This is a genomic window from Thioalkalivibrio sp. AKL12, assembly GCF_000377925.1.
Taxonomy (GTDB): Bacteria; Pseudomonadota; Gammaproteobacteria; order Ectothiorhodospirales; family Ectothiorhodospiraceae; genus Thioalkalivibrio; species Thioalkalivibrio versutus.
The window spans coordinates 47,570-74,345 of the sequence record NZ_KB898892.1 but is presented as its reverse complement, the minus strand read 5'-3'; the positions used below and the strand labels follow the sequence as shown (position 1 = coordinate 74,345).

The following is a 26,776-nucleotide window of genomic DNA, read 5'->3' as shown; positions in this document are numbered from 1 at the left end:
TCGGTGGCCGCATCCCCCGCAGCCCGGCGGGTCTTTCTGGCCCTGTGGCCCGACGACCCCACACGCGCCACACTAGCCCGCCTCGGCCAGGAACTCGACGGCCCCGGCCGACCGGTCCCGCGCGATCACCTGCACCTGACGCTGGCCTTCGCCGGAACGATCCCGGTCGGACAGGCCGACTGTCTGGCCGGGCGCATCACGGAACTCGCCTGCGCGCCGATCGACCTGACCCTGGATCATCTGGGCCACTTCACCGGGCCGCGCATCACCTGGGCCGCTCCTGCCGAGCCGCCCGCCGCACTGACCGACCTCGCCGAGCAGGCACATGCCCTGTGCAACGACTGCGGTATCGACCTCGGTCCGCCGCGCCCCTTCCGACCCCACGTGTCCCTGCGACGCCACGCCGCGCCGCCCGACACCGAACGCATCGAACCGCCCCTGCGCTGGCTGGCGGACACGATTGCGCTGATCGAGTCGGGAAAAGACGGCCATCCCGGGCCCTACCGCATCCTCGCCCGGACCTGACCAGCCCACCCGCGCGGCAGGCCAGCGGCGGCCGCGAGAGTCGGACCAGCCGCGAGAGTCGGATCAATCGAGGGGCGGAAGGTTATCCGTTGCCGAAGGGTCAGCTGGCTGGGCGGGGTCTGCCGGATCGGCTGGCTGGGTTCCGGTACCCGGTCGCGTCGGTGTTCCCTCGCCCAGCGGCGGTGCATCCTCGCCCCGGGGCTGGCGCTGCTGTCCCAGCGGGGGCGCATCCTGGGGCTGCCCCTGCCCTTGAGGTTGACCCTGTCCCTCAGGCGGCTGGCCCTGCCCCTGGGGCGGAGTCGGCGCTCCGCTTTGCCCCGGTGCCGGCTGGCCACCGCGCTCCATCTGCCCGGGAGCTTGTTGCCCCTGCCTGCGCTGGCCGGGCTGCTCCGGCGGCTGCCCCTGAGGCATGCCCTGCCCGCGCTCCTGACCCTGGCCGCGCGGCATGCCGCCCTGGCCCGGGACCTGCTGACCACCGGCCGGCGGGGCACCCTCTTCGGCGGGCGGCATACCCTGGCCCATTCCGCCCTGTGGGTCTCCATGTTGCGGGGCCTGCCCGTATGCCGAACCGGCGGCAAACAGTGAACCCAGCGCGATGGCCAGGGCCGTGCTACGAAATCTCGTCATTGGGAGCCTCCTGCGGGCTGTAACGCCGTTCATTCAGGCCCCCTTGATAGCAGCCAGACCCCGCGCCCCCCAAGGGTGACAGTCGAGTTCCCGGAAATTCCGCGAAACACTTCACTCCATGGAAACTCGATTCCCCGGACCCGGTGCGTCCCTAATTCTTCAACGCCACCGGGACGGTGAACATCAACAAACCATAGTCCGCCTCGTACTGTTCCTTGAACCGGGCTGCGATGCGATCGCACAACTCGGCCGAAGCCACCACCTCGACCTTGATATTGCCACCCTGGCGCCAGTTGCCCCGGCGCTTGCCATGCCGGCCCCAGCCGCGCGCGTCAGTCACCGTGTAGCCGGCCGCACCCATGCCGCGCACCTCGTCGATCAGCATCTCCTCCAGGATCGCCTCAGCCACCACCGTCAGCAGATGCATGTCATCGGATTCCATCGCGCTAGCCTCCCAGCGAATAAAGGGTCTGGGCCATCCAGAAATAGAGCGGTACACCCAGGAAGATATTGAACGGGAACGTGACCCCAAGCGAGGCGCCAATCGAAAGCGCCGGATTGGCCTGGGGCACCGCGATACGCATGGCCGCCGGTGCGGCGATGTAGGAGGCACTCGCATAGAGGGTCGCCAGCAACAGCGTACCGCCCATCGACATGCCCAGCGCATACCCCAGCAGCGTACCCAGCACGGCCGAGACGATCGGCATCACGATCGCGAAGGTCACCAGGAAGAAGCCGTACTGGCGCACGTCGGCGATGCGACTGGAGGCGACCAGCCCCATCTCCAGCAGGAACAGCGCAAGCACGCCCTTGAACAGGTCGAAGAACATCGGCTCCAGCGGCTCGATGTGCACGGGACCCGCGATGAAACCGATCACCAGGCCGCCGGCCAGCAGGAAGATACTCTTGCCGAAAAACACTTCGTGCATGGTCTTGCCCCAGCGCGTCGGGCCCTTGCTGCCCATGCGCGCCAGCAGGATGCCGATGATCAGGGCCGGCATCTCCAGCAGCACCAGGAAGACCACCATGTGACCTTCGTAATCGATCCCGCGCGAAGCCAGCAGGGCCACGGCGACCGAGAAGGTCACCACCGAGACCGAGCCATAGTGCGCCGCGATCGAGGCCGAGTCCGCCCGCGGCATGCGCCCCACCCAGCGCAGAACCGGGAACGCGATCAGCGGGATCAACGAACCTACCGCCAGCACCGCCAACCCCGGCAGCAGCAAGGGCAACAGCTCGCTCTCGGCCAGCTTGACCCCGCCCATCAGGCCAATCGCCAGCAACAGATAGATCGAAAGCGCCTCGTAGATCGCCATCGGGATCTTCAGATCCGACTTGGCGAGGCCCGCAATGGCGCCCAGCAGGAAGAACAGTACAACCGGATCGAATGCCATCTCGCCTCCGTGTGCTGAAGCCGCAATGCGCTGCAACTCGCACCCTAATCGTAGGCGAGACCCGCCCGGCAGAAAACCATTGCGTCGCAACAAGCCCCGTCATCTAATCTAGGCTTGAAGAGAAGTCTTCCCGGCACGAGGACAGCTGCATGACGCGCATCCTTATCCTTCAGGGACACCCCGACCCGGCCGAAGGCCACCTCGACCACGCGCTGGCCGATGCCTACCGCGAAGGGGCCGAGAAGGCCGGCGTCGCGGTGGACACCCTGACGATTGCCCACCGTGACTTTCCACTGCTGAAGAACCAGGCCGAGTTTGTCGACGAGACCGTTCCGCCCGCGATCCTCGAGGCGCAGGAACTGATCGAGGTCGCCCACCACATCGTCCTGATCTATCCCCTCTGGCTGGGCGATATGCCGGCCCTGGTCAAGGGCTTCCTGGAACAGACCCTGCGCCCGGCATTCGTCGGCGATGGCGACATGAACCGCGTGCGCCACACGCGCCTCAAGGGCCGCTCGGTACGCATCGTGGTCACCATGGGCATGCCGGCGCTGGCCTACCGCTGGTTCTATGGCGCCCACAGCCTGAAGAGCCTGGAACGCAACATCTTCCGCTTCTGCGGCTTCGGCCCGATCCGCCACACCCTGATCGGGCAGAACGGCGGTGATGCCGCCGCCCGCGAACGCTGGCTGAAGAAGATGCGCGAGCTCGGACACGCGGCACGGTAACCCTGTGGCCGGTACACTCGTGCGGTCTTCCGACCGGCCGTGCGCGTGAATCACAACGACCACCCCCTAAGCGAAGTACCGGACCATGCCCGCAAGGGCTTCTGGTCCATGGCCGTGGTGCTGTTCGGGTTCACCTTCTTTACCTCGACCCTGTGGGCCGGCGGGTCGCTGGGCCTGGCGTTCAGCTTCGGCGAGCTGATGCTGGTGATCGCACTGGGCAACCTGCTACTGGGGACCTACGCGGCCACGCTCGCCTACATCGGCTGCAAGAGCGGACTGCACACGGTCCTGATGGGGCGTTTCTGCTTCGGGGAATGGGGCAGCAAACTCTCCGACGTCATCCTCGCGTTCACCCAGATCGGCTGGTACGCCTGGGGCACGGCCACCGTCGCGATCATCCTGGTCGAGACCACCGCACTGCCGGAACCAATGGAAGTCGGGCTGATGGTGCTATTCGGGTTCGCCTTCTGCATCACCGCGATGATCGGCTATCGCGGTCTCGACTGGCTTTCCCGCGTCGCGGTACCGGTCATGCTCCTGTTCATCCTGTTCACGCTGTTCATCGGGATCGGCGACGCCGGCGGCCCCGGCGGCCTGCTTGGTCAGGACCCGCGCACCGAGATGGATTTCCACGCCGCCCTCACCATCGTGATCGGCACCTTTGTTGGCGGTGCAACCCTCGCCACCAACTGGACCCGCTTCGCCCGCACCCCGCGCATTGCGGTCATCGCGACCCTGGCGGCCTTCGTGCTCGGGAACGGATTAATGGTGCTGACCGGCGCGCTCGGCGCCCTGATCTACCACGAGGCCGACATCGTCCACGTCATGCTGGCGCAGGGCTTCGTGACGATCACGGTACTGATGCTCCTGCTGAACATCTGGAGCACCCAGGACAACACCATCTACAACTTCGGCGTGGCCGGCTGCAATCTGCTGCGCACCCAGCGCCGGCGGCTGGTCACCGTGCTCGGGGCCGCGATCGGGACGGCCCTCGCGGTCGCCGGGATGCATGACTATCTGGTGCCGTTCCTGATCCTGCTGGGGACCTTCATCCCGCCGCTCGGTGGCGTGATCGTCGCCGACTTCTGGCTGCGCCATCGCGGGCAATACCCCCGCCTGGGCTCGGCCCGCCTGCCCGGGTTCCACTGGCCCGGCCTGCTGGCGTACGCGGCGGGATCCGCCGCGGCGTACTACGCACCCGTGGTACCTCCTCTGCTGGGCGTCATCGTGGCAACGGCTGCCTATGCCGTCCTGATGGCTCCCGCCTCACCCGCCGCGTGGCGCCCGCGCCAGGGAAGTGCGGATTGAAGACTGATCAAAGCCCTGGCAGGTTCGGTGCCGGTGGCGTCGGTGGTTTCGGAGGATCGGACGGGTCCGGCAGCGGCGGATCGTCCGGAGTCGGCGCCGAGGATGAACCGGGCGCCCGCGGGGGATCCAGGCGCTGATCGGGGCGCGAGTCGCCGCGGCGCTGCCCCGGCGGGGTCCCACCATGCCCGGGCGGCCAAGTGCCCGCCGCGGGCGTGTCGCCACTGGCGCCCGGAGATCCGGGCGGCGGCCCGCCCGACGGCTGAGCCTGCGCGCCACCGAACGCCAGCACGGCGCCCACGACCGCAACCTGCGTCAGGGAACGAAAGAGGGACTTCATGCCACTCACTCCTTGCGTCGTTGCCTGCCCCTGAGGCGTCCGCGCGTACCCATGATTCCCCGCAGCATGTGACTCTGCCAAGTCCATCACGTCCAGGGAAACACGTTTCAGCGCTCCTTAAGCCTCGACCACCAGCTGTTGGAACAGCCCACCCAGGATCACCAGCGCGAAGCCGGCGTACAGGCCCGCCACGACGTCGTCCATCATGATCCCGTGGCCGTCGTGCCACTTTTCATCAAAGTAGTTCGCCGGCCAGGGCTTGAGGATGTCGAACACCCGGAACAGCAGGAAGCCGACGACCACCCACATCAGCCCCGCCGGGGCAAACGCCAGCGTGATGAGCATGCCGGCCCATTCGTCCCAGACGATGCCGGGATGATCGTGCACTCCCAGCTTGCGCGCACTTTCGCCACAGATGTGGAAGCCGGCCATCACCACGACCACGGTGATCGCAAGGTAGGCCCACTCCGGGAAATTCATGATCGCGAAGTACAGCACCAGTGCACCCAGCGAGCCGGTGGTACCCGGTGCCCAGCGCGACAGGCCACTACCGAAGCCGAACGCCAACAGGTGAATGGGATCGCCGAACACGGTCTTCACCGATGGCATCTTCGGATTACGGATCTTCTGCTCCGGCATGGCTCCCCTGTCCCTATTCTTTATTCTGTGTTCGCGAAATGATCGTGGCCCGCCCGCGCCACGTCCAACCGTTGCCCGTTTGCGTCCTCCACCACCACACCCGCACCCTCGGTGCACTCACCGATCACGGTCAGCGGGACGTCCACGCTGAAAGCCAGCAGGTCCAGCGACTCCCCCGGCGGGAGGGCGAACAGCAGCTCGTAGTCCTCGCCACCGCCCAGTGCGCAGGAGCGAGCCTGCTGCTCGGACACCTCCGCCAGCAGCGGGTCGCGCGGGACGCTGGGCCAGTCGACTCGCGCACCGCAACCCGAGGCGGCACACAGATGGCCCAGGTCCGCCAGCAGGCCGTCAGAGATATCGATGGCGGCCCGTGCGCGGTTGCGCAGACCACGGCCCAGACTCAGACGCGCCGCGGGCCAGAACAGCCGGGCGCAGGCGGGGCTCGAGGCGTCTACGGGACCCCCCTCTGCACGCCGCTGCGTCTCGTGGGCCAACCCGCAGGCCGCTCCGCCCAGCGCACCGGAAACCACCAGGCGATCGCCAGGCCGGGCACCTTCGCGGCGCAGCGCCTGGCCGGCGGGCACCTCGCCCAGGACCGTCACGCTGATCGCCAGCGGACCCCGGTTGGTATCCCCGCCCACCAGCGGGATCCCGACCTCCTCGGCCAGCGCCAGAAAGCCGTGGCTGAAGCCCGCCAGCCAGTCATGATCCACACGCGGCAGGGTCAGCGACAGCACCGCGCCCAACGGCTCGGCCCCCATCGCGGCCAGGTCACTGAGATTGGAGGCCAGGGCCTTGTGGCCGGCGCTTGCCGGCGGGTGATCAGGAAAGAAGTGGGTGCCCTCGACCAGGGTATCAACGGTGACGACCAATTCGTGGCCGCTACGCACGGCCAGCAGGGCGGCATCGTCTCCGATGCCCAGACGCACGCCATCGGCAACCGCGCCCGCGCTCGGCGTGCCGAAGTAGCGCTGAATCAGATCGAATTCGGACTCGGGGCCGGCCATGGCCGTGGTGCTGACCCGCCCGGGGTCAGCGCGGGGCGGAACGCTCGGGGCCGCGCAGGTCGGCGGAGAGCCGGTCCAGCACGCCGTTGATGTAGCGATGCGACTGCTCGGCGCCATAGCGCTTGGCCAGGTCGACGGCCTCGTTGATCACCACGCGGTAGGGCACCTCCATGCGTTCAGCCAACTCCCATTGGCCCAGCCACAGCAGGGCGTGCTCAATGGGATCGAGCTGATCCAGCGGACGGCCGAGGTAGGGCTCCATGCGGGCATCCAGGGCCTCGCGGTCGCCGGTCACGCCCATCAGGAGTTCGCGGAAGTACTCCGCATCCGCCTTGGCGTGTTCCTCGTCGTCACGGAATTCGGCCAGGATATCCTTCGGGTGGGCGCCCGTGAGCTGCCAGGAATAAAGCGCCTGCATCGCGCGCCGGCGCGCGAAGGAACGCGCATGCCGCGCGCGCTGCTCGGGCGTGCTGCGCGGGCGCCGGGCCCGAGAGGACTTGCCGGCATCGGCATCCTTGCGCGGGGCACCACCTTCGGGGCGGGGATCTGAGGGTTCAGTCACGGCAGACCTGTTTGGATGAGCGGATAGCACTGGGTAAACGTTGCGGCATCAGCCGCGCAGCTGGCGCATCAGGCTGACCATCTCGATCGCGCCCATGGCGGCATCGGCGCCCTTGTTGCCGGCCTTGGTGCCGGCGCGCTCGATCGCCTGCTCGATGGAGTCGGTGGTCAGGACGCCGAAGCTGATCGGCAGGTCCTCGGCCATCTGCACCTGGGCCAGTCCCTTGGCCGCCTCACCAGCGACATAATCGAAATGCGGGGTGGAACCACGGATCACGCAGCCCAGGGCGATCACACCGTCGTACTGCCCGGAACGCGCCATGGCCTGCGCCGCCAGTGGCAGTTCATAGGCACCCGGAACACGGGCGATCGTCAGGTTCGTCTCCTGCACCCCATGGCGCTTCAGGGTATCCACGGCCCCTTCCAACAGGCGTTCGACGATCAGGCTGTTGAAGCGTGCCAGCAGCAGGCCATAGCGATGGTCGGCGGCGTCGGTGAATACGCCTTCCAGGGTCTTGATCTCGGACATGATGAGCTTCCGGTTGGGCAGATGACGGACCTGTCGGTCCAGTAAGTCGATCGGGCTAGGGAGCCGCTAGTGTAGCACCGCGGCTCCCGCCATCGGGGCTACTCGTGGACGTAGTCCACGACCTCCAGGCCAAAGCCACCGAGGCCGTGGAAGCGCTTCGGCGCGGACATCAGCTTCATGCGCCCGACGCCGCAGTCGGCGAGAATCTGTGCGCCGATCCCGTACATGCGCCATTCGGCGGAGTTCTCGCGCCCACTGCGTTCCTCCGGCGCGGGCTGACCGATATTCTCCAGCCGCTGGGCCAGGGCATTGCCACTCTCGTGCTTGCGCAACACCACCACCACGCCCGCGCCCGCCTCGTCGATCCGGCGCAGGGCATCATCCAGCGGCCAGCCACGATCCGGACCGGCATAGCCGAGGGTATCGCACAGCGTGCTCTCCAGATGCACGCGCACCAGGGTGTCCTGGTCCGGCTTTGGCTCGCCACGCACCAGGGCAAAATGCAGTTCGTGGTCCACTTCGTCCTCGAACGCCAGCAGGCGAAACTCGCCATGCTCGGTCGGGAACGGACGCTCGGACACCCGCCGGACCGTCTTCTCGTTCTCGATGCGGTAGCGGATCAAATCCTCGATGGTGCCCATCTTCAGGTCATGCTCGGCGCAGAAGCGTTCGAGATCCGAACGCCGCGCCATGCTGCCGTCCTCGTTCAGGATCTCGACGATCACCGCGGCCGGCTCGGCCCCGGCCAGGCGCGCGAGATCACAGCCGGCTTCGGTATGCCCAGCCCGCACGATCACCCCGCCCGGCTGCGCCATCAGCGGGAACACGTGGCCCGGCTGGACGATGTCCTCGGGCGTCGCATTGGGCGCCACGGCGGTGCGGATGGTGTGCGCGCGATCGTAGGCGGAGATGCCGGTAGTCACACCCTCGGCCGCCTCGATCGACAGCGTGAAGTTGGTGCCGTGCACGTCGTTGGTGTCGGTCACCATCAACGGCAGCGCCAGCTGCTTGCAGCGCTCGCGGGTCAGCGTCAGGCAGATCAGCCCCCGGCCGTACTTGGCCATGAAGTTGATGTCTTCCGGGCGCGCGTGCGAGGCGAGCATCAGCAGATCGCCTTCGTTCTCGCGATCCTCGTCATCGACGATGACCACCATGCGTCCGGCCTGAAGCTCTTCCAGGATGGTTTCGGTATTGGAAAATTCCATAGATTCCTGCTTTCGGCCGCGCAGTTAGTCGCGCGAACCGGAGTGATTGGGAAAGCCCTGCTCGGCCAGCCAGGCCTCGGACAGATCGCCCGCCTGGGTACCCGGCTCGGCCGCTCGATCGCCCAGCATCAGGCGTTCCAGATAGCGGGCGATCAGGTCCACCTCCAGGTTGACCGGCGTGCCCACTGCGTACACGGCAAACCGGGTCAGTGACCAGGTGTGCGGGATGATGTTGACCTCGAACTCGGCGCCGTCCACCCGGTTCACCGTCAGGCTGGTGCCGTCGATGGTGATCGAGCCCTTGGCCGCGATGTAGCGAGCCAGCGCCGCCGGCGCGCGAAAACGCACGCGGGTGGAGCGCGCGTCCGGCTCCATCGCCACGACTTCGCCCACACCGTCGACATGCCCGGACACCATGTGCCCGCCCAGGCGATCACCCAGCGCCAGCGCGCGTTCGAGATTCACCCGATCCCCCGGACCGAGATGGCCCAGCGTGGTGACATCCAGCGACTCCCGCGAGACATCGGCGGCAAAGCCATTACCCGGCAGATCGGTCACCGTCAGGCAGACCCCATTGACCGCGATGGAATCCCCCAGGCGGGTATCCGACAGGTCCATCCCGGTCGCATTGACGTGCAAGCGCACATCGCCCCCGCTGGGGGTGAGGCGCTCCAGGCTGCCAAGGGTCTCGATGATTCCGGTAAACATGGATGTCCACTCGTTCGGTCGGGTCCGGAGCACAATGCCGGGCCACAGGCGCCCCATCATAGGGAAACGCTAATGAATTCGCACCACGACCCGGGCGTTTATAGTGGCAACGCCGGTCCTCGCAAGTCCTTCAAGGGCCATCACGAAGCCCACGAAGACACGAAGCAAGGTCAATGGCGATTGCAGATCGGAAGGCGCTTAGAACGAAGCCGAACAGGGGGCCCTATGGTTTATCCAGCGCCGAGGCGTTGGATTGCCGCGCCTCGAGCTCCATCATCCTCCCCGTCTTCCTGTCGATCGCTCTTGCGACTTGCCCTGCCCGCTCTTCCTGTCGTCGTGCGCTTCGTGATGCAAACAAGCCCTTAGGAACGCGGACGGGCAAGCAGGCGCAGGGTATCGCCGACCCAGCGGGTGTCGACGACTTCGAGTTCGGCGCGTTCGGCCATGCGGGCCAGTGGCCACTCCACCAGGGGACGGGCGCTGGAGCCCATCAGCAACGGCGCCTGGTAGATCAGCCACTCGTCAACCCAGCCACCGCGGGCGAGCGCACCGGCCAGGCCGGGGCCGGATTCCACGTGGAGCTCGTTGACCTCTGCCCGTCCCAGCTCCGTAAGCACCGCACCCAGATCAAGCCCACCCTCGGCAGATTCCTCCGCCAGCGGCACGGCCCGCACCTCGGCACCCTTGCCGCGCAGGGCATCCGCCGCAGGCGAGCCCACCACATCGGGACTGGTGAGGATCCAGACCGGCCCGTCACGCAGGATCTGCGAGCCCGGGGGCGTGCGCAGGCGCGCATCGAGGATGACGCGCAGTGGCTGCCGGGTCGGCAGATCGTGATAACGCGGGTGATCCGGGAAGCCGGCATGGGCAGCCAGATCAAACGGCTTCATGCGCACATTCAGGCGCGGGTCATCGCCGACCACGGTGCCACTGCCGGTGACGATCGCCCCGGCCCGCGCCCGCCACAGTTGCACGTCGCGCCGCGCCGCCTCGCCGGTAATCCACTGCGACTCGCCCGAGGCCATGGCCGTCCGCCCGTCCAGGCTCGCGGCCAGCTTGACCCGCACCCAGGGGCGCCCCTGCTCCATGCGCTGCACGAAGCCGGGGTTCAGCGCCCGTGCCTCGGCCTCCAGCACGCCGCTGTCGACCCGGATACCGGCCGCCTGCAAGGCATCGATCCCGCCCCCGCATACCTGTGGGTTCGGATCCAGCATCGCGATCACGACCCGCGCGACGCCCGCCCGGATCAACGCATCGGTACACGGCGGGGTGCGGCCCTGATGACTGCAGGGCTCCAGGGTCACGTAGGCGGTCGCGCCTTGCACGGCCTCACCGGCCGCTTGCAGCGCGTTCACCTCGGCATGCACCTCGCCGGCCTTCCAGTGCAGGCCCGCGCCTACCTCCCGGCCGTCGCGCACGATAACGCAGCCCACCCGCGGATTCGGATCCGCGGTGAAGCGGCCGTAATCCGCCAGTTTCAGGGCGCGCGCCATGTGCCGGCGGTCGGCAATGACCTGCTCGGTCGTCGGCGCTTCCATTACATCCCCTCCTGCGAGCCGCCGTCCGTCTCCGGGGTGGCCCGCCCGTCCGCCGCGGATTCCGGGGCGTTTCCGGTCGCCTCCTCGTCGATCAGGCGCATCTGCGAACGGCGCATCTCCGGGCTGAGGTCATCCTCCAGCCGTTCGATTGCCTCACGGAAGGACTGCACACTGGCGAAGCTGAGATAGATAGAGGCAAAACGGATATAGGCCACATGGTCCAGCCCGTGCAAGGCTGCCAGCACCATTTCGCCGATGCGGTCGGACTTCACCTCGGGGGCCGTGACGGCCGAAAGCTGGCGCTTGATGTCGTCGATCACGCGCTCGACATCATCGGTCTTCACCGGGCGCTTGTGCAGTGCCCGGCGCAGACCGCTGCGCAGCTTTTCCTCGTCGAAGGCGACCCGTTCACCGGAACGCTTGACCACCCGCGGCAGGCTGAACTCCGCCCGCTCGAAGGTGGTAAAGCGCGCACCACAGGCACGGCACTGCCGCCGGCGCCGGATCTGTTCCTGCTCCGGGCCGGCCACCCGCGAATCGACCACGCGGGTGTCCTGATCATGACAGGACGGACAGCGCATCCCGGGCCCCGTCAGCCGGCCAACTGGCGGTGGTTATTCGCCGTGCCCGTACACCGGGAAGCGACGGCAGATCTCGAGGACCTTCTCGCGGGTCGCGTCGATCACCTGCTCGTTCTCGTGATCATCCAGCACGTCGGCGATCCAGCCGGCCAGCTCGCGGGACTCGGACTCGGTGAAGCCGCGAGTGGTCAGCGCGGCGGTGCCGATGCGAATGCCGGAGGTCACGAACGGGGACTGCGGATCGTTCGGAACGGCGTTCTTGTTGACCGTGATGTTGGCGCGGCCCAGCGCGGCATCCGCAGCCTTGCCGGTCATGCCCTTGGCGACCAAGCTCAGCAGGAACAGGTGGTTGTCGGTACCGCCGGAGACGATATCGAAGCCACGCTCCACCAGCACCTCGGCCATCGCGCGGGCGTTGGCGATCACCTGCTTCTGGTAGGTCTTGAACTCCGGCTCCAGGGCCTCCTTGAACGCTACCGCCTTGCCGGCGATCACGTGCATCAGCGGACCACCCTGGGTGCCCGGGAAGATTAGCGACTGGAACTTCTTGTTCAGTTCCGGCTGCCCCTTGGAGATGATGAAGCCGCCACGCGGCCCGCGCAGGGACTTGTGCGTGGTGGAGGTGACCACATGGGCGTGGTCGATCGGGTTGGGGTACTCGCCGGCAGCGATCAGGCCGGAGACGTGGGCCATGTCGACCATCAGGTAGGCACCGACGCTATCCGCGATCTCGCGGAAGCGCTTCCAGTCGACCACGCGCGAATAGGCGGAAAAGCCGGCGACGATCATCTTCGGCTGGTGCTCGGTGGCCAGGCGCTGGACCTCGTCGTAGTCGATCAGGCCCTCGTCGGTGATGCCGTACTGCACCGCGTTGTAGATCTTGCCGGAGAAGTTCGGCTTGGCACCGTGGGTCAGGTGGCCACCGGCGTCCAGGCTCATGCCCAGGACGGTGTCATGCGGCTGCAGCAGGGCCATGTACACCGCGGCGTTGGCCTGGGAGCCGGAATGCGGCTGCACGTTGGCGTAGTCGGCACCGTAGAGCTGCTTGAGGCGATCGATCGCCAGCTGCTCAACCACGTCGACGTGCTCGCAACCGCCATAGTAGCGCTTGCCCGGGTAGCCCTCGGCGTACTTGTTGGTCAGCACCGAACCCTGCGCTTCCATCACGCGCGGGCTGGTGTAGTTTTCCGACGCGATCAGCTCGATGTGCTCTTCCTGACGCTGCGACTCGTCGCGGATGGCATTCCAGAGGTCATCATCGTAGCCGTGGATACTCATGTCGATCGAAAACATTAGGGTCTCCCGTTCAAAGCGTTGGATTCAGCGGATTTCGGCGCGCCAGCTACTTGGGGCGCTGCCGCAAAAAGGCCGCCAATCATACGCCATCCAGCCCTTCTTTTCAGGCCGGACGTCTCCCGACACGGCCGCTGCGGACCACCGAGCCCCCTTCCAAGACCGGTGTTTCGCAAGTCCGATCAGGCACTTTGATGCCCGGCCGCACCCCGGGAAGACCAGAGGCACAAACCCCTTCCGCTCATCCGGAAAACGGGCCGCGTGCGCTCGCTCCAACGCCTTAGTTCGGCCCTTCGATTCGACGGACGTCGACGTCGTGGCGGGTCGGGTATACCGGCAGGCCGAACTGGTTATAGACCGCCACATCGGCCGCATCACGGCCGTAGCCCACGACCACGTAGCCACCCCGCAACTCGGCCTGGGTCGCATCAAAGGTGTACCAGCGCCCCCCGACGAAGGCCTCGAACCAGGCATGCATGTCCATCGGCTGCAGGCCGTGCAGGTACCCGACCACCATGCGCGCCGGGATACTGAGACTGCGGCACAGTGCAATCCCGAGATGCGCCAGGTCGCGACACACCCCGCTCCCGCGCTGATTCACCTCCGCGGCCGAGATCGGGATATCGCTGGTCCCCGGGAGATATTCGATGCGCTCGCGCAGCCACTGCTCGATGGCCGCCACCTGGTCGTAACCCAGCCACTGGCCGGCAGTGATTTCGGTCGCCATCAGGTTGAAGCGATCCGATTCGCAGAACCGGCTCGGCAGGAGATAACTCAGTACGGCATCCGGCAGGGACTGCACCTCGACAAACGGTGCGCCCGGGGCCCGGTCGAGGGCCTCGGCCGTCTGCACCTCCGCCGCGGTATGGATGGAGAACGTCCCTGGCGGCGCGATCAGGCGCTGGCAGAGGTTGCCGTAGATGTCGACGAACTCGGACACCGGCGCCGTCGGCACCAGGCGATATTCCTCGCGCGCGACCCATTGCAGCGGGCCACTGCGCGGTCGCAGCATCAGCACAAACGGCGTGGGTTCGACGATCTCGAACTCGAAGTCACAACGGGTCTCGAGCCACATGAACGGGGCCTCTTGGGGTGAACCTCCTACACTACGCCCTGCCCGGCGGCGGGGCTACACGTAGGTGGCCCTGGCAGCCGGCTGCGACCGTGTACATTGGCCCGCGATTCCCTACACTTCCGAAATCGCCTGTTCCCCGGAGCCCGTATGCGAGGACGACCCGACCACCGCACCGCGAGACGCCGCACCCGGCACCTGACCGGTGGGCTGCTTGCCCTCGGCCTGTTGCTGCTCGCACCCCTGGCCCAGGCGGAACAACGCTTCATCAACATCGGCACCGGCGGCGTCACCGGTGTGTACTACCCGGCCGGCCAGCACCTGTGCCGGCTGTTCAACACCCGCCGCGACAGCCACGGGATGCGCTGCACCGCGGAGAGCACGGGCGGTTCGGTATTCAACCTGAACATGGTGCGTTCCGGCGACATGGACTTCGGCGTGGCCCAGTCGGATCTCCAGTACCACGCCTATCATGGCAGCGGCCGCTTCGAGGCCTTCGGGCCCGCCGACCACCTGCGGGCGATGTTCAGCCTGCACCCCGAGCCACTGACCCTGGTGGTCCGCCCGGATGCGGACATCCAGGGCCTGGACGACCTGCCGGGCAAGCGGGTGAACATCGGCAATCCCGGCTCCGGCCAGCGCACCCTGATGGAAGAGCTGATGGCGAAGCTCGGCTGGGACCACGACACCTTCCGCCGCGTCGGCGAACTGCCCTCGCGCGAGCAGGCGCAGGCGCTGTGCGACAACCGGATCGACGCCTTCGTCTTCTCGGTCGGGCATCCGTCGGCTGCGATCCAGGAGCCCATCGCCACCTGCGACGCCCGCCTGGTGTCCATCGAGGGCCCGGCGATCGAGGAGCTGATCCGCTCGACGCCCTATTACCTCACGGCCGTGATCCCCGCCGATACCTACCCGGGGCAGGATCAGGACATCCGCACCTACGGCGTGGGCGCGACCCTGGTCACCTCGGACCGCACCTCGAACACGGCTGCCTACGAGCTGACCCGCGCCGTGTTCGACAACTTCGAGACCTTCCGCGGCCTGCACCCGGCGTTCAGCGGTCTCGAACGCGAGGGCATGGTGGACGAGGGCCTGTCCGCCCCCATGCACCCCGGCGCACAGCGCTATTTCCGCGAGGCAGGACTGATCGATGACTGAGACTCGACCCCAGGACCCAGCCGCCCCGGATGACCGCCAGGTCGCCGAACTGGAGACCGGCGGCCGCCACCCGGGCCGCGCCACCCGCAGCCTGATCTGGCTCACCGCCGTGGCCTGGTCGCTGTTCCAGATCTGGATCGCCTCGCCAATCGCAGACTGGGTCGACATCTTCGTCGTCTCCGAGACCGAGGCCCGCTCGATCCACCTGGCGTTCGCGATCTTCCTCGGCTATCTGCTGTTCCCGGCGGTCCGCGCCACCGCCCGCGGCAAGGGCTGGCAACACGCCATCGGCATCCTCTATGCCCTGGGTGGGCTGGCCCTGATCGCACTGGGGCTGTGGCAGTTCCTCGGCCTGGAACGCCTGGGCGAGGTCTACCTGGCGCTCGGCATCGCCCTGGTCGCCGTGGCCTGGCCGCTGCTGCGTGGGAACGACCCCGTGCATCGCGTGCCGCTGGGGGACTGGGTGTTCGCCGCGGTCGCGGCCTTCAGTGCCCTGTACCTCTACCTGTTCCACGAGGCCCTGGCGGCACGTCCCGGCGCCCCCACCGAGCTGGACCTGATCATGGCCGGGATCGGCCTGATCCTGCTGCTCGAGGCGACCCGCCGGGTGCTCGGCCCGGCGCTGACCATCATCGCCGCGATCTTCCTGTTCTATACCTTCGCCGGGCCGCTGATGCCGGACCTGATCGCCCATCGCGGCGCCAGCTACCCGCGCGCGATGGCTCAGCAATGGCTGTCCAACGAGGGGGTGTTCGGCATCGCGCTGGGGGTCTCCACCAGCTTCGTGTTCCTGTTCGTGCTGTTCGGCGCATTGCTGGAGCGCGCCGGGGCCGGTGACTACTTCATCCGCGTCGCCTTCGCCCTGCTCGGGCACCTGCGTGGCGGCCCGGCCAAGGCGGCGGTGCTGGCCTCCGGAATGACCGGCGTGGTCTCCGGCTCGTCGATCGCCAACGTGGTCACTACCGGCACCTTCACGGTTCCGCTGATGAAACGGGTCGGCTTCGCCCCGCACAAGGCCGGGGCCGTGGAGGTTGCCAGCTCGGTCAACGGGCAGCTGATGCCGCCCGTGATGGGCGCCGCCGCGTTCCTGATGGTCGAGTACGTCGGCATCCCCTATGTCGAGGTGCTCAAGCACGCCATCCTGCCGGCGCTGATCGCCTATATCGCGCTGATCTACATCGTCCACCTGGAGGCCTGCAAGAACGGCATGGAGGGCCTCCAGCGCGCCACCGTGACGACCTGGCGCGGGCGCCTGATCAGCTTCGCCCTGACCGTGGCCAGCCTGATTATCCTGGCGGGTGCGGTGTACTGGGGTCTGGGCTGGATCAAGATCGTCGCCGGGGATGCCGCGGCCTGGATCATCGCCGGCCTGTTGTTCGCCACCTACCTGGTACTGGTCTGGATCGTCGCGCGCGAGCCGGACCCGGAGGCCCTGGATACCGAACGCCCGCTGCCGCGGGTCGCCCCCACGGTCCTGAGCGGGCTGCACTACCTGCTGCCGCTGGTGGTGCTGGTCTGGGCGTTGGTGGTCGAACGCCTGTCGCCGGGGCTGGCGGCGTTCTGGGCGGTGGCATTCATGATCTTCATCGTGCTGACCCAGCGCCCGCTGGTGGCCCTGTTCCGGCGCCAGGGGCGTCTCCTGCAAGCCGCGTGGGTCGGGGTCTGGGAACTGTTCCAGGGCTTCGAGACCGGCGCGCGCAACATGATCGGTATCGGCCTGGCCACCGCCGCGGCCGGGATCATCGTCGGCACGGTCGCGATGACCGGCGTCGGGCTGGTGCTGACCGACCTGGTCGATACCCTGTCCGGCGGCAACCTGCTGCTGGTGCTGGTACTGACCGCAGTGATCAGCCTGGTCCTTGGCCTGGGCCTGCCGACCACCGCGAACTACATCATTGTGGCGACCCTGATGGCCCCGATCATCGTCGATCTGGGCGCGCAGCACGACATCCTGATCCCGCTGATCGCGGCCCACCTGTTCGTGTTCTATTTCGGCATCATGGCCGACGTGACGCCACCGGTGGGCCTGGCCTCTTTTGCCGGCGCGGCGATCGCCAAGGCCGACCCGATCCGCACCGGGATCCAGGCCTTCGCCTACAGCCTGCGCACCATCGCGTTGCCGTTCTTCTTCATCTTCAACAGCCAGTTGCTGTTGATCGGGGTGGACAACGTGTTCCAGCTGGCGCTGGTCTTCCTCGGCTCGCTGGCCGGCATCCTCGCCTTTACCGCGGCCACCCAGGGCTGGTTCCTGACCCGCAGCCGCTACTGGGAGTCCGCCGCGTTGATGGCAGTCGCCTTCGTGCTGCTGGTCCCGACCGTGCTGATGGACCGCATCGCGGCTCCCTATCAGCACCAGCCGGCGGAGACCCTGCTCGAGGTCGTCGAGACCATCCCGGACCGCGACTCGCTGCGCCTGGAGGCCACCGGCATCGACCTGGAGGGCCGCGAGATCACCCGCACGGTGATGTTCCCCCTGGGCGACCCCGACCTGGCCCCGCGCGAGCGTCTGGCCGACGCCGGGCTGGACGTCCGCTTCGACCCGGACGACCAGAAAGCACAGATCCAGACGGTCGCTTTCGGCAGCCCGGCCGGCCGCGTAGGGTTGGAGGGTGGCTGGACCATCACCGGCGTACTGGTGCCGACCGAGCGCCCCAGCCCATACTGGTTCTACCTTCCGGCCCTGGCGCTGGGACTGCTGGTAGTCTGGAATCAGCGCCGACGCGCGGAACCGCCGGGGCGCGGCCCTTCCGCCGACACCCCCGCCCTTTCGGCGTAACCACGAACCGCAATCGGAGTACACCGCAATGGAACAACCCAACTACGGCTTCAATGTCATCGTGAAGGGCGGCATCGAGGACGTGATCGCGCAGACCACGGCCGCCCTCGGCGAGGAGGGCTTCGGCATCCTCAGCGATATCGACGTCGCTGCGGCCTTCAAGAAGAAACTGGATCTGGAGCATCGCCCCTACCGCATCCTCGGCGCCTGCAACCCGAACCTTGCACGCCAGGCCGTCGAGGCCGACCCCAACATCGGCCTTCTGCTGCCCTGCAACGTGCTGGTGCAGGACAACGAGAACGGCACCTGCACGGTCGGCTTCATGGACCCGGTCGCGGTCATGGGTCTGGTCGACAAACCCGGTGTCGAAGACCTGGCCGGCGAGGTACGCCATCGTCTGGAGCGCGTGCGCCTGACCCTCGAGACCGGCTAGCCCCCAGCTTCGCGAGCGCACCTATGGATACTGGAACCGACCAGTCCGCCGGGCTGGCCGAGCGCATCCGAACGGCCGTCGCCGCCGGGCACCGCCTGGCGATCGCCGGCGGCGGCAGTCAGCGCGCGCGTGCCTTCCCCACGGGCTTCGAACCGGATGTCCAGCCACTGGAGGCCAGCGGCCATCACGGCATCGTCAACCTCGCACCCAGCGAGCTGGTGGTGACCGTGCGCGCCGGCACGCCGGTGATGGAACTGCAGGCCGCGCTGGAAGAGGTGGACATGATGCTGCCCTTCGAACCGGCCATGCCCACGCCGTCCAGCACCGTGGGAGGCATGGTGGCCCTGGGCCTGTCCGGCGCCCGCCGCCCCTGGACCGCCAGCCTGCGCGACGCCGTGCTTGGCACCCGCATCGTCAACGGTCGCGGCGAGATCCTGCGCTTCGGCGGCGAAGTGATGAAGAACGTCGCCGGCTTCGACGTCTCGCGGCTGATGGCCGGCAGCCTCGGCAGCCTGGGCCTGCTGCTGGAGGTCAGCTTCAAGCTGCTGCCCGCCCCCGCCTACCAGGCCTGGCTGCGCCAGGAGAGCTCCGCCGCGGCCTTCATCGAGCAGGCGCGCGACTGGGGCCGAACCGCCCTGCCGTTCTCGGGCCTGGCCTGGGCTGACGGTATCGGCCACATCCGCCTGGGCGGTGGCCAGGAGGCCGTGCAGGAGGCCGCCGAGCGCCTGGGCGCGGCACCGGATATCGACGGCCCGGCCTTCTGGGCGCAACTGCGCGATCGGCACCTGCCCTTCCTCACCCGACCCATGGCCCGCGGCGAGCGCCTGTGGCGTCTGAGCCTGCCGCCCGCCACCCCGCCGCTGGATCTGCCCGGCGAATGGCTGCTCAACTGGGGCGGCGGCGAGCGCTGGCTGCGCTCCACGGCCACCCCGGACGCAGTGCGCGCTGCCACCGAGCAAGCGGGCGGACACGCCCGCCTGTGGTCCGGCGATCCGGCCGGGGCGGCCTGGCTGCACCCCCGCGCACCGGCCCATGCGCGCCTGGAGGGCGAGGTCCGCGCCGCCCTGGACCCTGACGGCGTGTTCTTCGCCCCGCTGATCACCCCTCATCCACGCACCGTGCCGGCGAGCTGAGGCCATGGAAACTCGCCTGCACCCGCGCTTCGAGAATGATCCGGCGGCGCGCATCGCCGAAGACGCCCTGCGTGCCTGCGTGCACTGTGGCTTCTGCAACGCGACTTGCCCCACCTATCAGGAACAGGGTGACGAGCTGGACGGCCCGCGCGGACGCATCTACCAGATCAAGCAGGTCCTGGAGAGCGGCGAGGCCAATACCACCACCCGCACCCACCTGGACCGCTGCCTGACCTGTCTCAACTGCATGACCACCTGCCCCTCCGGGGTCGATTACAACCACCTGGTCGCCTTTGGCCGGGAGGTGATCGAGGAAGACCTCCCGCGCGGCTGGCGCGACCGGCTGCTGCGCACCCTGCTGGTCCGCGCGCTGCCGGCGCGCTGGCCGTTCCGTCTCGCCCTGGGGCTCGGCCGCCTGGCCCGCCCACTGCTGCCCGCCACCCTGAAGCGCCGCGTGCCCGCACGCCACGGTGCCCGGGCCGGTGCAACCCGCATTGGCGCGGCGACTCCGGCGGGCTTTCCCCACGGGCGCGTGCTGCTGCTCGGCGGCTGCGTGCACGATGCGATCGACGCCCGCATCAACGCCGCACTCCGGGGCCTGCTCGGGCGCCTTGGCATCGAGGTGGTCGAGGCCGGCGAGGCCCGCTGCTGCGGCGCGGTGGAACACCACCTGGCGTTCGCGGAGCGCACCCGCGAGCGGGTCCGGGCCAACCTCGACGCCTGGGAGTCGATTCTTGCGGACGGGGTGGACGCCGTCGTCAGCACCGCCAGCGGCTGCGGCGTGATGCTGCGCGACTACGCGCACATCCTGGCCGACGACCCGACGTATGCTGCACGCGCCGCCCGCTTCACGGCGCAGGTCCGCGACCCGGTCGAGCTGTTCGATATCCAGACCATCCGCGGCCTCGGCATCCGGGCGCCGGCAGATCACCCGCCCGTCGCCTGGCATGCCCCCTGCACCCTGCAACATGGCCAGGGCCTGGCCGGCCGCGTGGAACCGCTACTGCAGGCCGCCGGCTTCCACCTGGTGCCGGTCGCCGAGCCGCATCTGTGCTGCGGCTCGGCCGGAACCTATTCCATTCTCCAGCCGGCGATGGCGGGCCGTCTGCGCCAGCGCAAGCTGGACAACCTCGAGGCCAGCGGCCCCGCGCGCATCGTGACCGCCAACATCGGCTGCCAGACGCACCTGCAGTACGGGACCGATACGCCGGTCGAGCACTGGCTCACACTGCTCGAACGCCACTGCGGCGCAACTCCCGCCGGTGCGTAGGGGCGCTTGCCCAAGCCCCGACAGCACTCTAGATTCCCCCTTTTCCAATCCGGTAGACGCATCCATGCAGGCAAAATCCTTTCTCCCCCCGCAGCGCACCCTGATGGGCCCCGGCCCCTCCGACGTGAATCCGCGCGTGCTCGCCGCGATGAGCCGCCCGATCATCGGCCATCTGGACCCGGTGTTTGTCGGCATGATGGAGGAGATGAAGGGCCTGCTGCAGTACGCCTTCCAGACCAACAACGCCCTGACCCTGCCGGTCTCCGCCCCCGGTTCCGCCGGCATGGAGACCTGCTTCGTGAACCTGGTCGAGCCAGGTGACAAGGTCATCGTCTGCATCAACGGCGTGTTCGGCACCCGCATGAAGGAGAACGTCGAGCGCTGCGGCGGTACCGCCGTCCTGGTCGAGGACGACTGGGGCGCCCCGGTCTCCCCGCAGAAGGTCGAGGACGCGCTGAAGGGCAACCCGGACGCGAAAATCCTGGCCTTCGTGCACGCCGAGACCTCGACCGGGGCGCGCTCGGATGTCGAGACGCTGTGCCGCCTGGCCCGCGAGCATGACTGCCTGAGCATCGTCGACTCGGTCACCGGCCTCGCCGGCAGCCCGCTGTACGTGGACGACTGGGGCGTGGACGCGATCTACTCCGGCTCGCAGAAGTGCCTGTCCTGCACCCCGGGCCTGTCGCCGGTCAGCTTTAGCGAACGCGCGGTGGAACGCATCCAGGCACGCAGCCACAAGGTGCAGAGCTGGTTTCTCGACCTCAACCTGGTCATGGGCTACTGGGGCGGCGGCGGCAAGCGTGCCTACCACCACACCGCGCCGATCAACGCCCTGTACGCCCTGCACGAATCGCTGGTGATCCTGGCCGAAGAGGGCCTGGAGAACAGTTGGTCGCGCCACAACCGTCATCACGACGCCCTGCGCGCCGGACTCGAGGCCATGGGCCTGAGCTTCCTGGTGGACGCCGAGCATCGCCTGCCGCAGCTGAACACCATTCACGTGCCGGAAGGTGTCGACGAGGCCGCGGTACGTGGCGAACTACTGAACCGCTACGGCCTGGAGATCGGCGCGGGACTCGGCCCGTACGCGGGCAAGGTCTGGCGCATCGGCCTGATGGGCCATGGCGCCAACGAGAAGAACGTGCTGCTGTGCCTGTCTGCGCTGGAGGCCGTGCTGGCCGACATGGGCGCGGTCACCCCTGGCCGTGCGCTGTCCGCCGCCCGCGCCACCTACGCGCAGCAAGGCTGAACCATTACCGGCCGCCGTCATCGCCTGCGAGCGATGACGGCGCTTCGAGACCCAACGGGAGACCTACACCATGACGCTAAGTCAACTGCTGCAGTATCTGGACGAACACATGGACGGCGTGTTCCTGGACGGCGACCCCGCCGCGTCACTGGAAAAGGCGCGCAGCGGAGACCACCGCAACCCCATCGCGGCCGAGGTCCTGGTCGCCCTGATGGACGGCGCCGGTTCCGACAGCCCGGACGCCACCATGGAACGGGCCGAGGCGGTCAAGTCCATCGGCCCGACCCGCCTGAAGTACATGGGCGACGACGCCCCGGTCGAGGGCTTCCGCCTGGTGGAAAAGACCATCGTCACCATCGACGCCGCCTACAACGAGGAAGCGCTCGCCCTGCGCGGCTAACGCCGCGCCCTGCCTCCGGACACAGCCGGCGGGGCATTCCGTGGGCCATCACCCCGGAAAGGCCTGAACGCCCCGCCATCCCGGCCGGAGTGAAGCCCTCCTCGTCATCCCGGCCGGAGCGAAGCTGTCACCGCCCCCCGGCCGGAGCAAACCTCTCCCCGTCATCCCGGCCGCAGCGAAGCGGAGAGCCGGGATCTCCGGGAACGCCCCGGGCCGTTCAACCAGATCCCGGATAACCGCGGCGCGGTTTCCGGGATTACAAAGTGGGTGACGCAGGTTCGGCTGTCAGAGCAGGCTGACCAGTCCAAGAACGGTCGCAGCCACCGTTGCGCCGATCAAGGCGCCCATGGCGACATCGCTCGGGTAGTGCAGGGCCAGCACCAGCCGCGAGGCGGCCACCAGCACCGCGAACGGCACGACCAGCCACGCCCACACCGGGAACCAGGCCACCAGGATCAACGTAAACCCCACCGCGTGCATCGTATGGCCGGAGGGGAAACTGAACTCGTCCAGCGGATCCACGGTGCGCGCGAACGGACGACCACGATGGCAGGGACGACGCCGGCTGGTGCGCCGCTTCAGCCACTTGTAGAGCGGCAGCGAGGCCAGCCCCACTACCGCCATCTGCAGACTGACCCAGGCCGCCTGCGGCCCATGGATCAGTGGCAGGGCAAGCATCAGCGCATACCAGATGGCCCCATCGCCCAGGCGGCTGATCCAGCCGAAGAACCCGCTGACGGCGCGACGGCGATTGTAGTGATTGAACCGCTGGCAGACCGCCAGCTCGAACTCATCCATCCAGTGCAGGACTCGCATCGCGCGCCTCTCCTAGCAGTTCCAGACAAACCGTTTCGAACTCGGCGACCACCTCGACCCAATCAACGCCCCGGGCGCACGCCCGGGCGTGGCGCCCCATCTCGCTCCACCCCTCCGGGGTCTGTGCGAGTTCCGCAGCCGCCGTGACAAAGGCTGCGGCATCCGCCGTCACATCGCCGGTAAAGCGCACCCGGGCGCCGCTCACGCCGCTGATCACGTGCTCATGCGCCGCCGCAGTATCGAAGGCCAGCACCGGGAGCCCGCTGGCCATGGCCTCGATCACCACGTTGCCGAAGGTCTCGGAGGTGGATGGGAACAGGAACAGGTCGGCGCTGGCGTAGTGCTGGGCCAGGGCCTGCCCCACCTGCTGCCCGGTAAAGATCAGGTCCGGGTGTGCCCGCTCAAGCGCCACACGGGAGGGTCCGTCCCCCACCAGCACCAGGCGGGCGTCGGGCAGGCGCTCCTGCAATGTTCGGAAGGCTTCCACCACCAGCCCCAGATTCTTCTCTGGCGCCAGTCGCGCCGACGCACAGGACCACCGGCCCGGGCCCCCATTGCCGACGCAGGCGCGAGGATCGCCGTGCCGGCGTGAAGTGCCGGGTATCCACGCCGCGCGCCATCACCCGCACGCGCTCGAAGCCATGGCCTGCAAGGCTTGTGGCCAGTGCCTGCGTGGGGGCCAGGGTTACGTCGCAGCGATTGTGGAAAAGGCGCAGGACGGCCCGCACCAGGGGTGTCAGCCAGCCCACGCCGTAGTAGCGGGCATAGCCATCGAAATGGGTGTGAAACCCCGAGGCGACGGGGATCCCGAGGCGCCGTGCCGCGCGCAGGGCCGAGTGGCCAAGCGGCCCTTCGGTCGCGACATACACAGCGTCGGGCCGGTGTTCGGTCCACAGCGCCGTCAAGCGCCGACGAGCCGGCAATCCCATGCGCAAACCGCTGTAGCCCGGAAGCGGCAACCCCGGCAGTGGCCGCTCCTCCATTAAACCGTCCGTCTCCAGCGGGGCCACGACGACGGCCTTCGATTCGCCCGGCTGGCACGGACGCAGCACCTGCACGCGATGGCCGCGGCTGCGCATCCCCTCAACCAGGCGCGCGAGGGTATGGGCCACACCATTGACCTCCGGTGGCCAGGTCTCGGTCACCAGGGCCAGGTTCAGACATGGGCGGGAGGGGCGGCGGGATTCCGTGTGTAGCGGCGACGACATGGTGAACCCCCTCCCCGCCCGCCGCTACGAGGCGCGGGCGCTTGCGCGCCCCGAAGGCGGATCGACCGGCAGGCCGAGCACATCGACAATGGCGCTGCGGGCGCCGTCGGCCAGACTGCGCCGATCCTGGTTGGCGGATTCCAGCGGGGCCAGAAGATGCAGGTCCACGTGCGTCTCGCGCCGACACAACAGCTTCCAGACATTCGAGATCAGGCGATCGTCTTCCGCGTAGGACACCGGCACCGGGCCGTTCGGCATGCCTTCGTAGGCCAGCGCCACCGGCTGCACCGGATGCTGGGTGCCGGCCACGGCCGCAAACAGTCGCGGATGAAACCGGCGTACGAACTCGCCGCGGCTGGTCGTGCCTTCCGGGAACACCACGAACTGCAGGCCCTCGTCGAGCCCGGCCCGCATCGCCTCGAAGTGGGCCGACGCCTGATTGGCCCCGCGTTCGATAAAGCGGGTGTCATGCTGACGACCGAGCCAGCCGATGATCGGCCAACGTGCGATCTCCGCCTTGGAGAGGAAACAGGTGTCCATCGCGGCGCCGATCAGCGGGATATCCAGCCAGGAGACATGGTTGGCCACCACCAGTGATGTACGCCGGGGTTCCTCGCCATGGATCCGGAGCCGCACCCCCACGATCCACAGCGCGCGGTCGTACCAGGCGCGGCGGATGCGGCTGCGTTCCGCGAAATCGGCCCCCCGGCGGACCATCCTCCAGGTCAGCCAGACCCCCGCCAGCATGTGCAGCACGATGCGCATCAGCCTACCCAGTGCCCGCAGTGTTCCGGTCATGCTCCGTTCCTCGGCTTGCGGGCGTCATAGCGCCCATGAAGTGCCGATGGTAACGGTCCGGCATGGCGCGCACATCCAGCAGGACAAGCACGTCGGCCACATTGAAATCGGGATCGAAACAGGCCTCGCCGCAGACCCGGGCACCCAGGCGAAGGTAGGCTTTCAGCAACGGCGGCAGCCCGGTACGGCTGGGTGTGCCATGGCAGATGGTCAGGGAATTAGGCAGCGGCCGACGCGGCGTCACCCGCAGACGTGACGGGGCTCGATGGAACAGGCGTAGCCAGGCCAGCTGGGCCGGCGTCTGCTCGCTCAATGGCAGGCTCGCACAGCCCATCAGGTAGTCGTAACGATGGGCGTTCATGAACCGCGCCAGGCCGGTCCACAGCGCGTTGATCGCGGCCCCCTGACGATGATCCGCGCGCACGCAGGTGCGGCCGATCTCCAGGGTCTTCCCCGGGAGATTCATCAACGGGCCCAGTTCGAATTCGGACAGCGAGTAGAAGCCACCGGCCGTGCTGGCGCTCTCCTCGGTGAGGATGCGTGTGCAGGCAACCACCGTACCGGAGCGCCGTTCGCGCACCAGCAGGTGATGACAGAAGGGGTCCAGGGGATCCCGGTCCAGACCGGATCCAGCATCCGGAAGCGCAGCCCCCATCTCGCCAGCGAAGACCTCGTGGCGCAGGCGCTGGGCCGCCTCGAGCTCCGACGGGCTGGACGCGAGGTGGATGCGGTAGGCGGTTTCGTTTGCCGCGATCGGTGTAGCTGGGGACAGCTGCGGTTCGCTCATGGTGGCGACCTCCGGTTGAACTGTCCCGGAGACTACGCCGCGTGGTTGACCGCCCCGTGTAGGAACGATGACGGTCGGATGAACCCGCCGCCGGAACCGTGCCCGAAGACGGCACCGTTCGGGGCGGAGGCCCCTGCCCCCGCCCCGCCAGCCCCTGCTACGGCAGCGGGCCCGTGTAGGCGCCGGATTCCACCGGCAGGTCCTCGCCTTCCCAGCTCTTGATACCGCCGGCGATGTTCACCACGTTGGTAAAGCCCATGTCCTGCAGTCGCTGCACGGACATCGCGGCACGGCCGCCGGTTGCGCACATCACGGCCACCGGCTTCTCGCGCGCGTTCACCAGCGCATCAATGCGGTGCGGGGTGTTGGGATCGGCCGCACCCTCCAGCAGGCCACGCGGAACCAGGATGGAGTTCGGCGCGTGCATCTTTTCGAACTCATAGGGCTCGCGCACATCCACCACCAGCCAGTCCTCGCCGTTCTCCATCTTCTCGGCAAGATCCGCCGGGGCGATCTCCTTCACGTTCTTCCGCGCCTCGGCGACGAAATCCATCAGCTTCTTCTCGCTCATTCGAACATTCCCTTTTGCAATGAATCGGACTACCCCCCGCAGGAGCCTGCTTGCAGGCGAACGCCCCGGCCAGAGTCAGATGCCGGCAGGGGCATTCGCCTGCAAGCAGGCTCCTACACACGGGC

At 68.0% G+C, this 26,776-nt stretch carries 27 protein-coding genes and 1 pseudogene; 11 read left to right on the top strand and 17 right to left on the bottom strand.

All coding sequences use genetic code 11. The annotated features are described in order from the left end of the window. Positions 1–3: 3 nt before the first annotated feature. Together thpR and D579_RS0104030 are read left to right on the top strand one after the other, a co-directional pair. Positions 4–525, top strand: a complete 522-nt coding sequence (gene thpR, locus D579_RS0104035; RefSeq protein WP_018951186.1) for an RNA 2',3'-cyclic phosphodiesterase — start codon at positions 4–6, stop codon at positions 523–525. A 360-nt stretch (positions 526–885) separates the two neighbouring features. Continuing rightward, entirely contained in the window at positions 886–1,110 is a 225-nt protein-coding gene (locus tag D579_RS0104030; RefSeq protein WP_018951185.1) for a hypothetical protein, read from the top strand. 193 nt (positions 1,111–1,303) lie between these two features. On the opposite strand, the gene D579_RS0104025 is transcribed toward D579_RS0104030, so the two are convergent. Together D579_RS0104025 and D579_RS0104020 are read right to left on the bottom strand one after the other, a co-directional pair. After that, on the bottom strand, positions 1,304–1,594 hold the full coding sequence (locus tag D579_RS0104025; protein ID WP_018169410.1) for a hypothetical protein: 291 nt from the start codon (positions 1,592–1,594) through the stop codon (positions 1,304–1,306). 4 nt (positions 1,595–1,598) lie between these two features. Then, positions 1,599–2,546, bottom strand: a complete 948-nt coding sequence (locus tag D579_RS0104020) for a sodium-dependent bicarbonate transport family permease (RefSeq protein ID WP_018169409.1) — start codon at positions 2,544–2,546, stop codon at positions 1,599–1,601. A 149-nt stretch (positions 2,547–2,695) separates the two neighbouring features. Here D579_RS0104020 and D579_RS0104015 point away from each other — a divergent pair, with 149 nt between their 5' ends. Both D579_RS0104015 and codB read left to right on the top strand, forming a co-directional pair. After that, positions 2,696–3,274, top strand: coding sequence for an NAD(P)H-dependent oxidoreductase (locus D579_RS0104015; RefSeq protein ID WP_018650364.1), 579 nt, complete (start codon positions 2,696–2,698; stop codon positions 3,272–3,274). A gap of 45 nt (positions 3,275–3,319) precedes the next feature. Continuing rightward, positions 3,320–4,582 carry a cytosine permease gene (codB, locus tag D579_RS0104010; RefSeq protein WP_019568505.1) on the top strand — a complete coding sequence of 421 codons (1,263 nt, stop codon included), beginning with the start codon at positions 3,320–3,322 and terminating at the stop codon, positions 4,580–4,582. A gap of 454 nt (positions 4,583–5,036) precedes the next feature. Here the strand turns inward: codB and D579_RS0104005 are convergent, their stop codons facing one another. The 10 genes from D579_RS0104005 to D579_RS0103955 all read right to left on the bottom strand — a co-directional run bounded on the left by D579_RS0104005 (position 5,037) and on the right by D579_RS0103955 (position 14,055). Then, the gene (locus D579_RS0104005; RefSeq protein WP_018938466.1) at positions 5,037–5,558 is read right to left on the bottom strand and encodes a phosphatidylglycerophosphatase A; all 522 of its coding nucleotides are present in this window, start codon (positions 5,556–5,558) and stop codon (positions 5,037–5,039) included. Positions 5,559–5,578: 20 nt separating this feature from the next. After that, positions 5,579–6,565: a thiamine-phosphate kinase gene (thiL, locus tag D579_RS0104000; protein ID WP_018951183.1), complete on the bottom strand. Its 987-nt coding sequence runs from the start codon at positions 6,563–6,565 to the stop codon at positions 5,579–5,581. 25 nt (positions 6,566–6,590) lie between these two features. Next, positions 6,591–7,127, bottom strand: coding sequence for a transcription antitermination factor NusB (gene nusB, locus D579_RS0103995; RefSeq protein ID WP_081621685.1), 537 nt, complete (start codon positions 7,125–7,127; stop codon positions 6,591–6,593). Between the two features lie 48 nt (positions 7,128–7,175). Then, positions 7,176–7,655 carry a 6,7-dimethyl-8-ribityllumazine synthase gene (ribE, locus tag D579_RS0103985; protein ID WP_018169400.1) on the bottom strand — a complete coding sequence of 160 codons (480 nt, stop codon included), beginning with the start codon at positions 7,653–7,655 and terminating at the stop codon, positions 7,176–7,178. A gap of 98 nt (positions 7,656–7,753) precedes the next feature. Next, positions 7,754–8,860, bottom strand: coding sequence for a bifunctional 3,4-dihydroxy-2-butanone-4-phosphate synthase/GTP cyclohydrolase II (gene ribBA / locus D579_RS0103980; RefSeq protein ID WP_018169399.1), 1,107 nt, complete (start codon positions 8,858–8,860; stop codon positions 7,754–7,756). 24 nt (positions 8,861–8,884) lie between these two features. Then, the gene (locus D579_RS0103975; protein ID WP_018951181.1) at positions 8,885–9,568 is read right to left on the bottom strand and encodes a riboflavin synthase; all 684 of its coding nucleotides are present in this window, start codon (positions 9,566–9,568) and stop codon (positions 8,885–8,887) included. 362 nt (positions 9,569–9,930) lie between these two features. After that, entirely contained in the window at positions 9,931–11,106 is a 1,176-nt protein-coding gene (gene ribD, locus D579_RS0103970) for a bifunctional diaminohydroxyphosphoribosylaminopyrimidine deaminase/5-amino-6-(5-phosphoribosylamino)uracil reductase RibD (RefSeq protein ID WP_018951180.1), read from the bottom strand. Next, positions 11,106–11,687, bottom strand: coding sequence for a transcriptional regulator NrdR (gene nrdR, locus D579_RS0103965; RefSeq protein ID WP_018176383.1), 582 nt, complete (start codon positions 11,685–11,687; stop codon positions 11,106–11,108). The genes ribD and nrdR overlap by 1 nt, the downstream gene beginning before the upstream one ends. A gap of 33 nt (positions 11,688–11,720) precedes the next feature. Next, positions 11,721–12,980 carry a serine hydroxymethyltransferase gene (gene glyA / locus D579_RS0103960; protein WP_018169395.1) on the bottom strand — a complete coding sequence of 420 codons (1,260 nt, stop codon included), beginning with the start codon at positions 12,978–12,980 and terminating at the stop codon, positions 11,721–11,723. Positions 12,981–13,260: 280 nt separating this feature from the next. Next, the gene (locus D579_RS0103955) at positions 13,261–14,055 is read right to left on the bottom strand and encodes a transglutaminase family protein (RefSeq protein WP_018146108.1); all 795 of its coding nucleotides are present in this window, start codon (positions 14,053–14,055) and stop codon (positions 13,261–13,263) included. Between the two features lie 147 nt (positions 14,056–14,202). On the opposite strand from D579_RS0103955, the gene D579_RS0103950 reads away from it, so the two are divergent. The 7 genes from D579_RS0103950 to D579_RS0103920 all read left to right on the top strand — a co-directional run bounded on the left by D579_RS0103950 (position 14,203) and on the right by D579_RS0103920 (position 22,471). Then, positions 14,203–15,210 carry a TAXI family TRAP transporter solute-binding subunit gene (locus tag D579_RS0103950; RefSeq protein ID WP_018169394.1) on the top strand — a complete coding sequence of 336 codons (1,008 nt, stop codon included), beginning with the start codon at positions 14,203–14,205 and terminating at the stop codon, positions 15,208–15,210. Further along, positions 15,203–17,986: a TRAP transporter permease gene (locus tag D579_RS0103945; RefSeq protein WP_018951179.1), complete on the top strand. Its 2,784-nt coding sequence runs from the start codon at positions 15,203–15,205 to the stop codon at positions 17,984–17,986. The genes D579_RS0103950 and D579_RS0103945 overlap by 8 nt, the downstream gene beginning before the upstream one ends. 28 nt (positions 17,987–18,014) lie before the next feature. Then, positions 18,015–18,419, top strand: a complete 405-nt coding sequence (locus D579_RS0103940; RefSeq protein WP_018146111.1) for a DUF302 domain-containing protein — start codon at positions 18,015–18,017, stop codon at positions 18,417–18,419. 23 nt (positions 18,420–18,442) lie between these two features. Then, entirely contained in the window at positions 18,443–19,552 is a 1,110-nt protein-coding gene (gene glcE, locus D579_RS0103935; protein WP_018951178.1) for a glycolate oxidase subunit GlcE, read from the top strand. A 4-nt stretch (positions 19,553–19,556) separates the two neighbouring features. Then, positions 19,557–20,822 (top strand): glycolate oxidase subunit GlcF, encoded by a 1,266-nt coding sequence (glcF, locus tag D579_RS0103930; protein ID WP_018951177.1) that lies wholly within the window; start codon positions 19,557–19,559, stop codon positions 20,820–20,822. A gap of 64 nt (positions 20,823–20,886) precedes the next feature. Further along, positions 20,887–22,071: an alanine--glyoxylate aminotransferase family protein gene (locus tag D579_RS0103925; protein ID WP_018951176.1), complete on the top strand. Its 1,185-nt coding sequence runs from the start codon at positions 20,887–20,889 to the stop codon at positions 22,069–22,071. A gap of 70 nt (positions 22,072–22,141) precedes the next feature. Beyond that, positions 22,142–22,471 (top strand): hypothetical protein, encoded by a 330-nt coding sequence (locus tag D579_RS0103920; protein ID WP_018169389.1) that lies wholly within the window; start codon positions 22,142–22,144, stop codon positions 22,469–22,471. A 285-nt stretch (positions 22,472–22,756) separates the two neighbouring features. On the opposite strand, the gene D579_RS0103915 is transcribed toward D579_RS0103920, so the two are convergent. From D579_RS0103915 to D579_RS0103895, 5 genes and pseudogenes are all read right to left on the bottom strand, one after another. Then, the gene (locus tag D579_RS0103915) at positions 22,757–23,287 is read right to left on the bottom strand and encodes a phosphatase PAP2 family protein (protein WP_026289436.1); all 531 of its coding nucleotides are present in this window, start codon (positions 23,285–23,287) and stop codon (positions 22,757–22,759) included. Further along, positions 23,262–24,495, bottom strand: a pseudogene (locus D579_RS14180) (glycosyltransferase family 4 protein). Before D579_RS14180 ends, D579_RS0103915 begins: the two are co-directional and overlap by 26 nt. A 24-nt stretch (positions 24,496–24,519) precedes the next feature. After that, positions 24,520–25,260, bottom strand: a complete 741-nt coding sequence (locus D579_RS0103905; protein WP_018951173.1) for a 1-acyl-sn-glycerol-3-phosphate acyltransferase — start codon at positions 25,258–25,260, stop codon at positions 24,520–24,522. A gap of 4 nt (positions 25,261–25,264) precedes the next feature. Continuing rightward, a complete protein-coding gene (locus D579_RS0103900; RefSeq protein ID WP_018951172.1) occupies positions 25,265–26,080 on the bottom strand; it encodes a GNAT family N-acetyltransferase in 816 nt (271 codons plus the stop codon). 157 nt (positions 26,081–26,237) lie between these two features. Then, positions 26,238–26,651 carry a rhodanese-like domain-containing protein gene (locus tag D579_RS0103895; protein WP_018146120.1) on the bottom strand — a complete coding sequence of 138 codons (414 nt, stop codon included), beginning with the start codon at positions 26,649–26,651 and terminating at the stop codon, positions 26,238–26,240. Between the last annotated feature and the right edge of the window lie 125 nt (positions 26,652–26,776).

What these genes read in the sequence shown, in the direction of transcription:
- D579_RS0104025 (WP_018169410.1), bottom strand. Translation starts at nt 1,594, where the DNA reads ATGGAATCCGATGACATGCATCTGCTGACGGTGGTGGCTGAGGCGATC.
- D579_RS0104020 (WP_018169409.1), bottom strand. Translation starts at nt 2,546, where the DNA reads ATGGCATTCGATCCGGTTGTACTGTTCTTCCTGCTGGGCGCCATTGCG.
- D579_RS0104015 (WP_018650364.1), top strand. Translation starts at nt 2,696, where the DNA reads ATGACGCGCATCCTTATCCTTCAGGGACACCCCGACCCGGCCGAAGGC.
- D579_RS0104005 (WP_018938466.1), bottom strand. Translation starts at nt 5,558, where the DNA reads ATGCCGGAGCAGAAGATCCGTAATCCGAAGATGCCATCGGTGAAGACC.
- thiL (WP_018951183.1), bottom strand. Translation starts at nt 6,565, where the DNA reads ATGGCCGGCCCCGAGTCCGAATTCGATCTGATTCAGCGCTACTTCGGC.
- ribE (WP_018169400.1), bottom strand. Translation starts at nt 7,655, where the DNA reads ATGTCCGAGATCAAGACCCTGGAAGGCGTATTCACCGACGCCGCCGAC.
- ribBA (WP_018169399.1), bottom strand. Translation starts at nt 8,860, where the DNA reads ATGGAATTTTCCAATACCGAAACCATCCTGGAAGAGCTTCAGGCCGGA.
- D579_RS0103975 (WP_018951181.1), bottom strand. Translation starts at nt 9,568, where the DNA reads ATGTTTACCGGAATCATCGAGACCCTTGGCAGCCTGGAGCGCCTCACC.
- ribD (WP_018951180.1), bottom strand. Translation starts at nt 11,106, where the DNA reads ATGGAAGCGCCGACGACCGAGCAGGTCATTGCCGACCGCCGGCACATG.
- nrdR (WP_018176383.1), bottom strand. Translation starts at nt 11,687, where the DNA reads ATGCGCTGTCCGTCCTGTCATGATCAGGACACCCGCGTGGTCGATTCG.
- glyA (WP_018169395.1), bottom strand. Translation starts at nt 12,980, where the DNA reads ATGTTTTCGATCGACATGAGTATCCACGGCTACGATGATGACCTCTGG.
- D579_RS0103955 (WP_018146108.1), bottom strand. Translation starts at nt 14,055, where the DNA reads ATGTGGCTCGAGACCCGTTGTGACTTCGAGTTCGAGATCGTCGAACCC.
- D579_RS0103950 (WP_018169394.1), top strand. Translation starts at nt 14,203, where the DNA reads ATGCGAGGACGACCCGACCACCGCACCGCGAGACGCCGCACCCGGCAC.
- D579_RS0103945 (WP_018951179.1), top strand. Translation starts at nt 15,203, where the DNA reads ATGACTGAGACTCGACCCCAGGACCCAGCCGCCCCGGATGACCGCCAG.
- D579_RS0103940 (WP_018146111.1), top strand. Translation starts at nt 18,015, where the DNA reads ATGGAACAACCCAACTACGGCTTCAATGTCATCGTGAAGGGCGGCATC.
- glcE (WP_018951178.1), top strand. Translation starts at nt 18,443, where the DNA reads ATGGATACTGGAACCGACCAGTCCGCCGGGCTGGCCGAGCGCATCCGA.
- glcF (WP_018951177.1), top strand. Translation starts at nt 19,557, where the DNA reads ATGGAAACTCGCCTGCACCCGCGCTTCGAGAATGATCCGGCGGCGCGC.
- D579_RS0103925 (WP_018951176.1), top strand. Translation starts at nt 20,887, where the DNA reads ATGCAGGCAAAATCCTTTCTCCCCCCGCAGCGCACCCTGATGGGCCCC.
- D579_RS0103920 (WP_018169389.1), top strand. Translation starts at nt 22,142, where the DNA reads ATGACGCTAAGTCAACTGCTGCAGTATCTGGACGAACACATGGACGGC.
- D579_RS0103915 (WP_026289436.1), bottom strand. Translation starts at nt 23,287, where the DNA reads ATGCGAGTCCTGCACTGGATGGATGAGTTCGAGCTGGCGGTCTGCCAG.
- D579_RS0103905 (WP_018951173.1), bottom strand. Translation starts at nt 25,260, where the DNA reads ATGCGCATCGTGCTGCACATGCTGGCGGGGGTCTGGCTGACCTGGAGG.
- D579_RS0103900 (WP_018951172.1), bottom strand. Translation starts at nt 26,080, where the DNA reads ATGAGCGAACCGCAGCTGTCCCCAGCTACACCGATCGCGGCAAACGAA.
- D579_RS0103895 (WP_018146120.1), bottom strand. Translation starts at nt 26,651, where the DNA reads ATGAGCGAGAAGAAGCTGATGGATTTCGTCGCCGAGGCGCGGAAGAAC.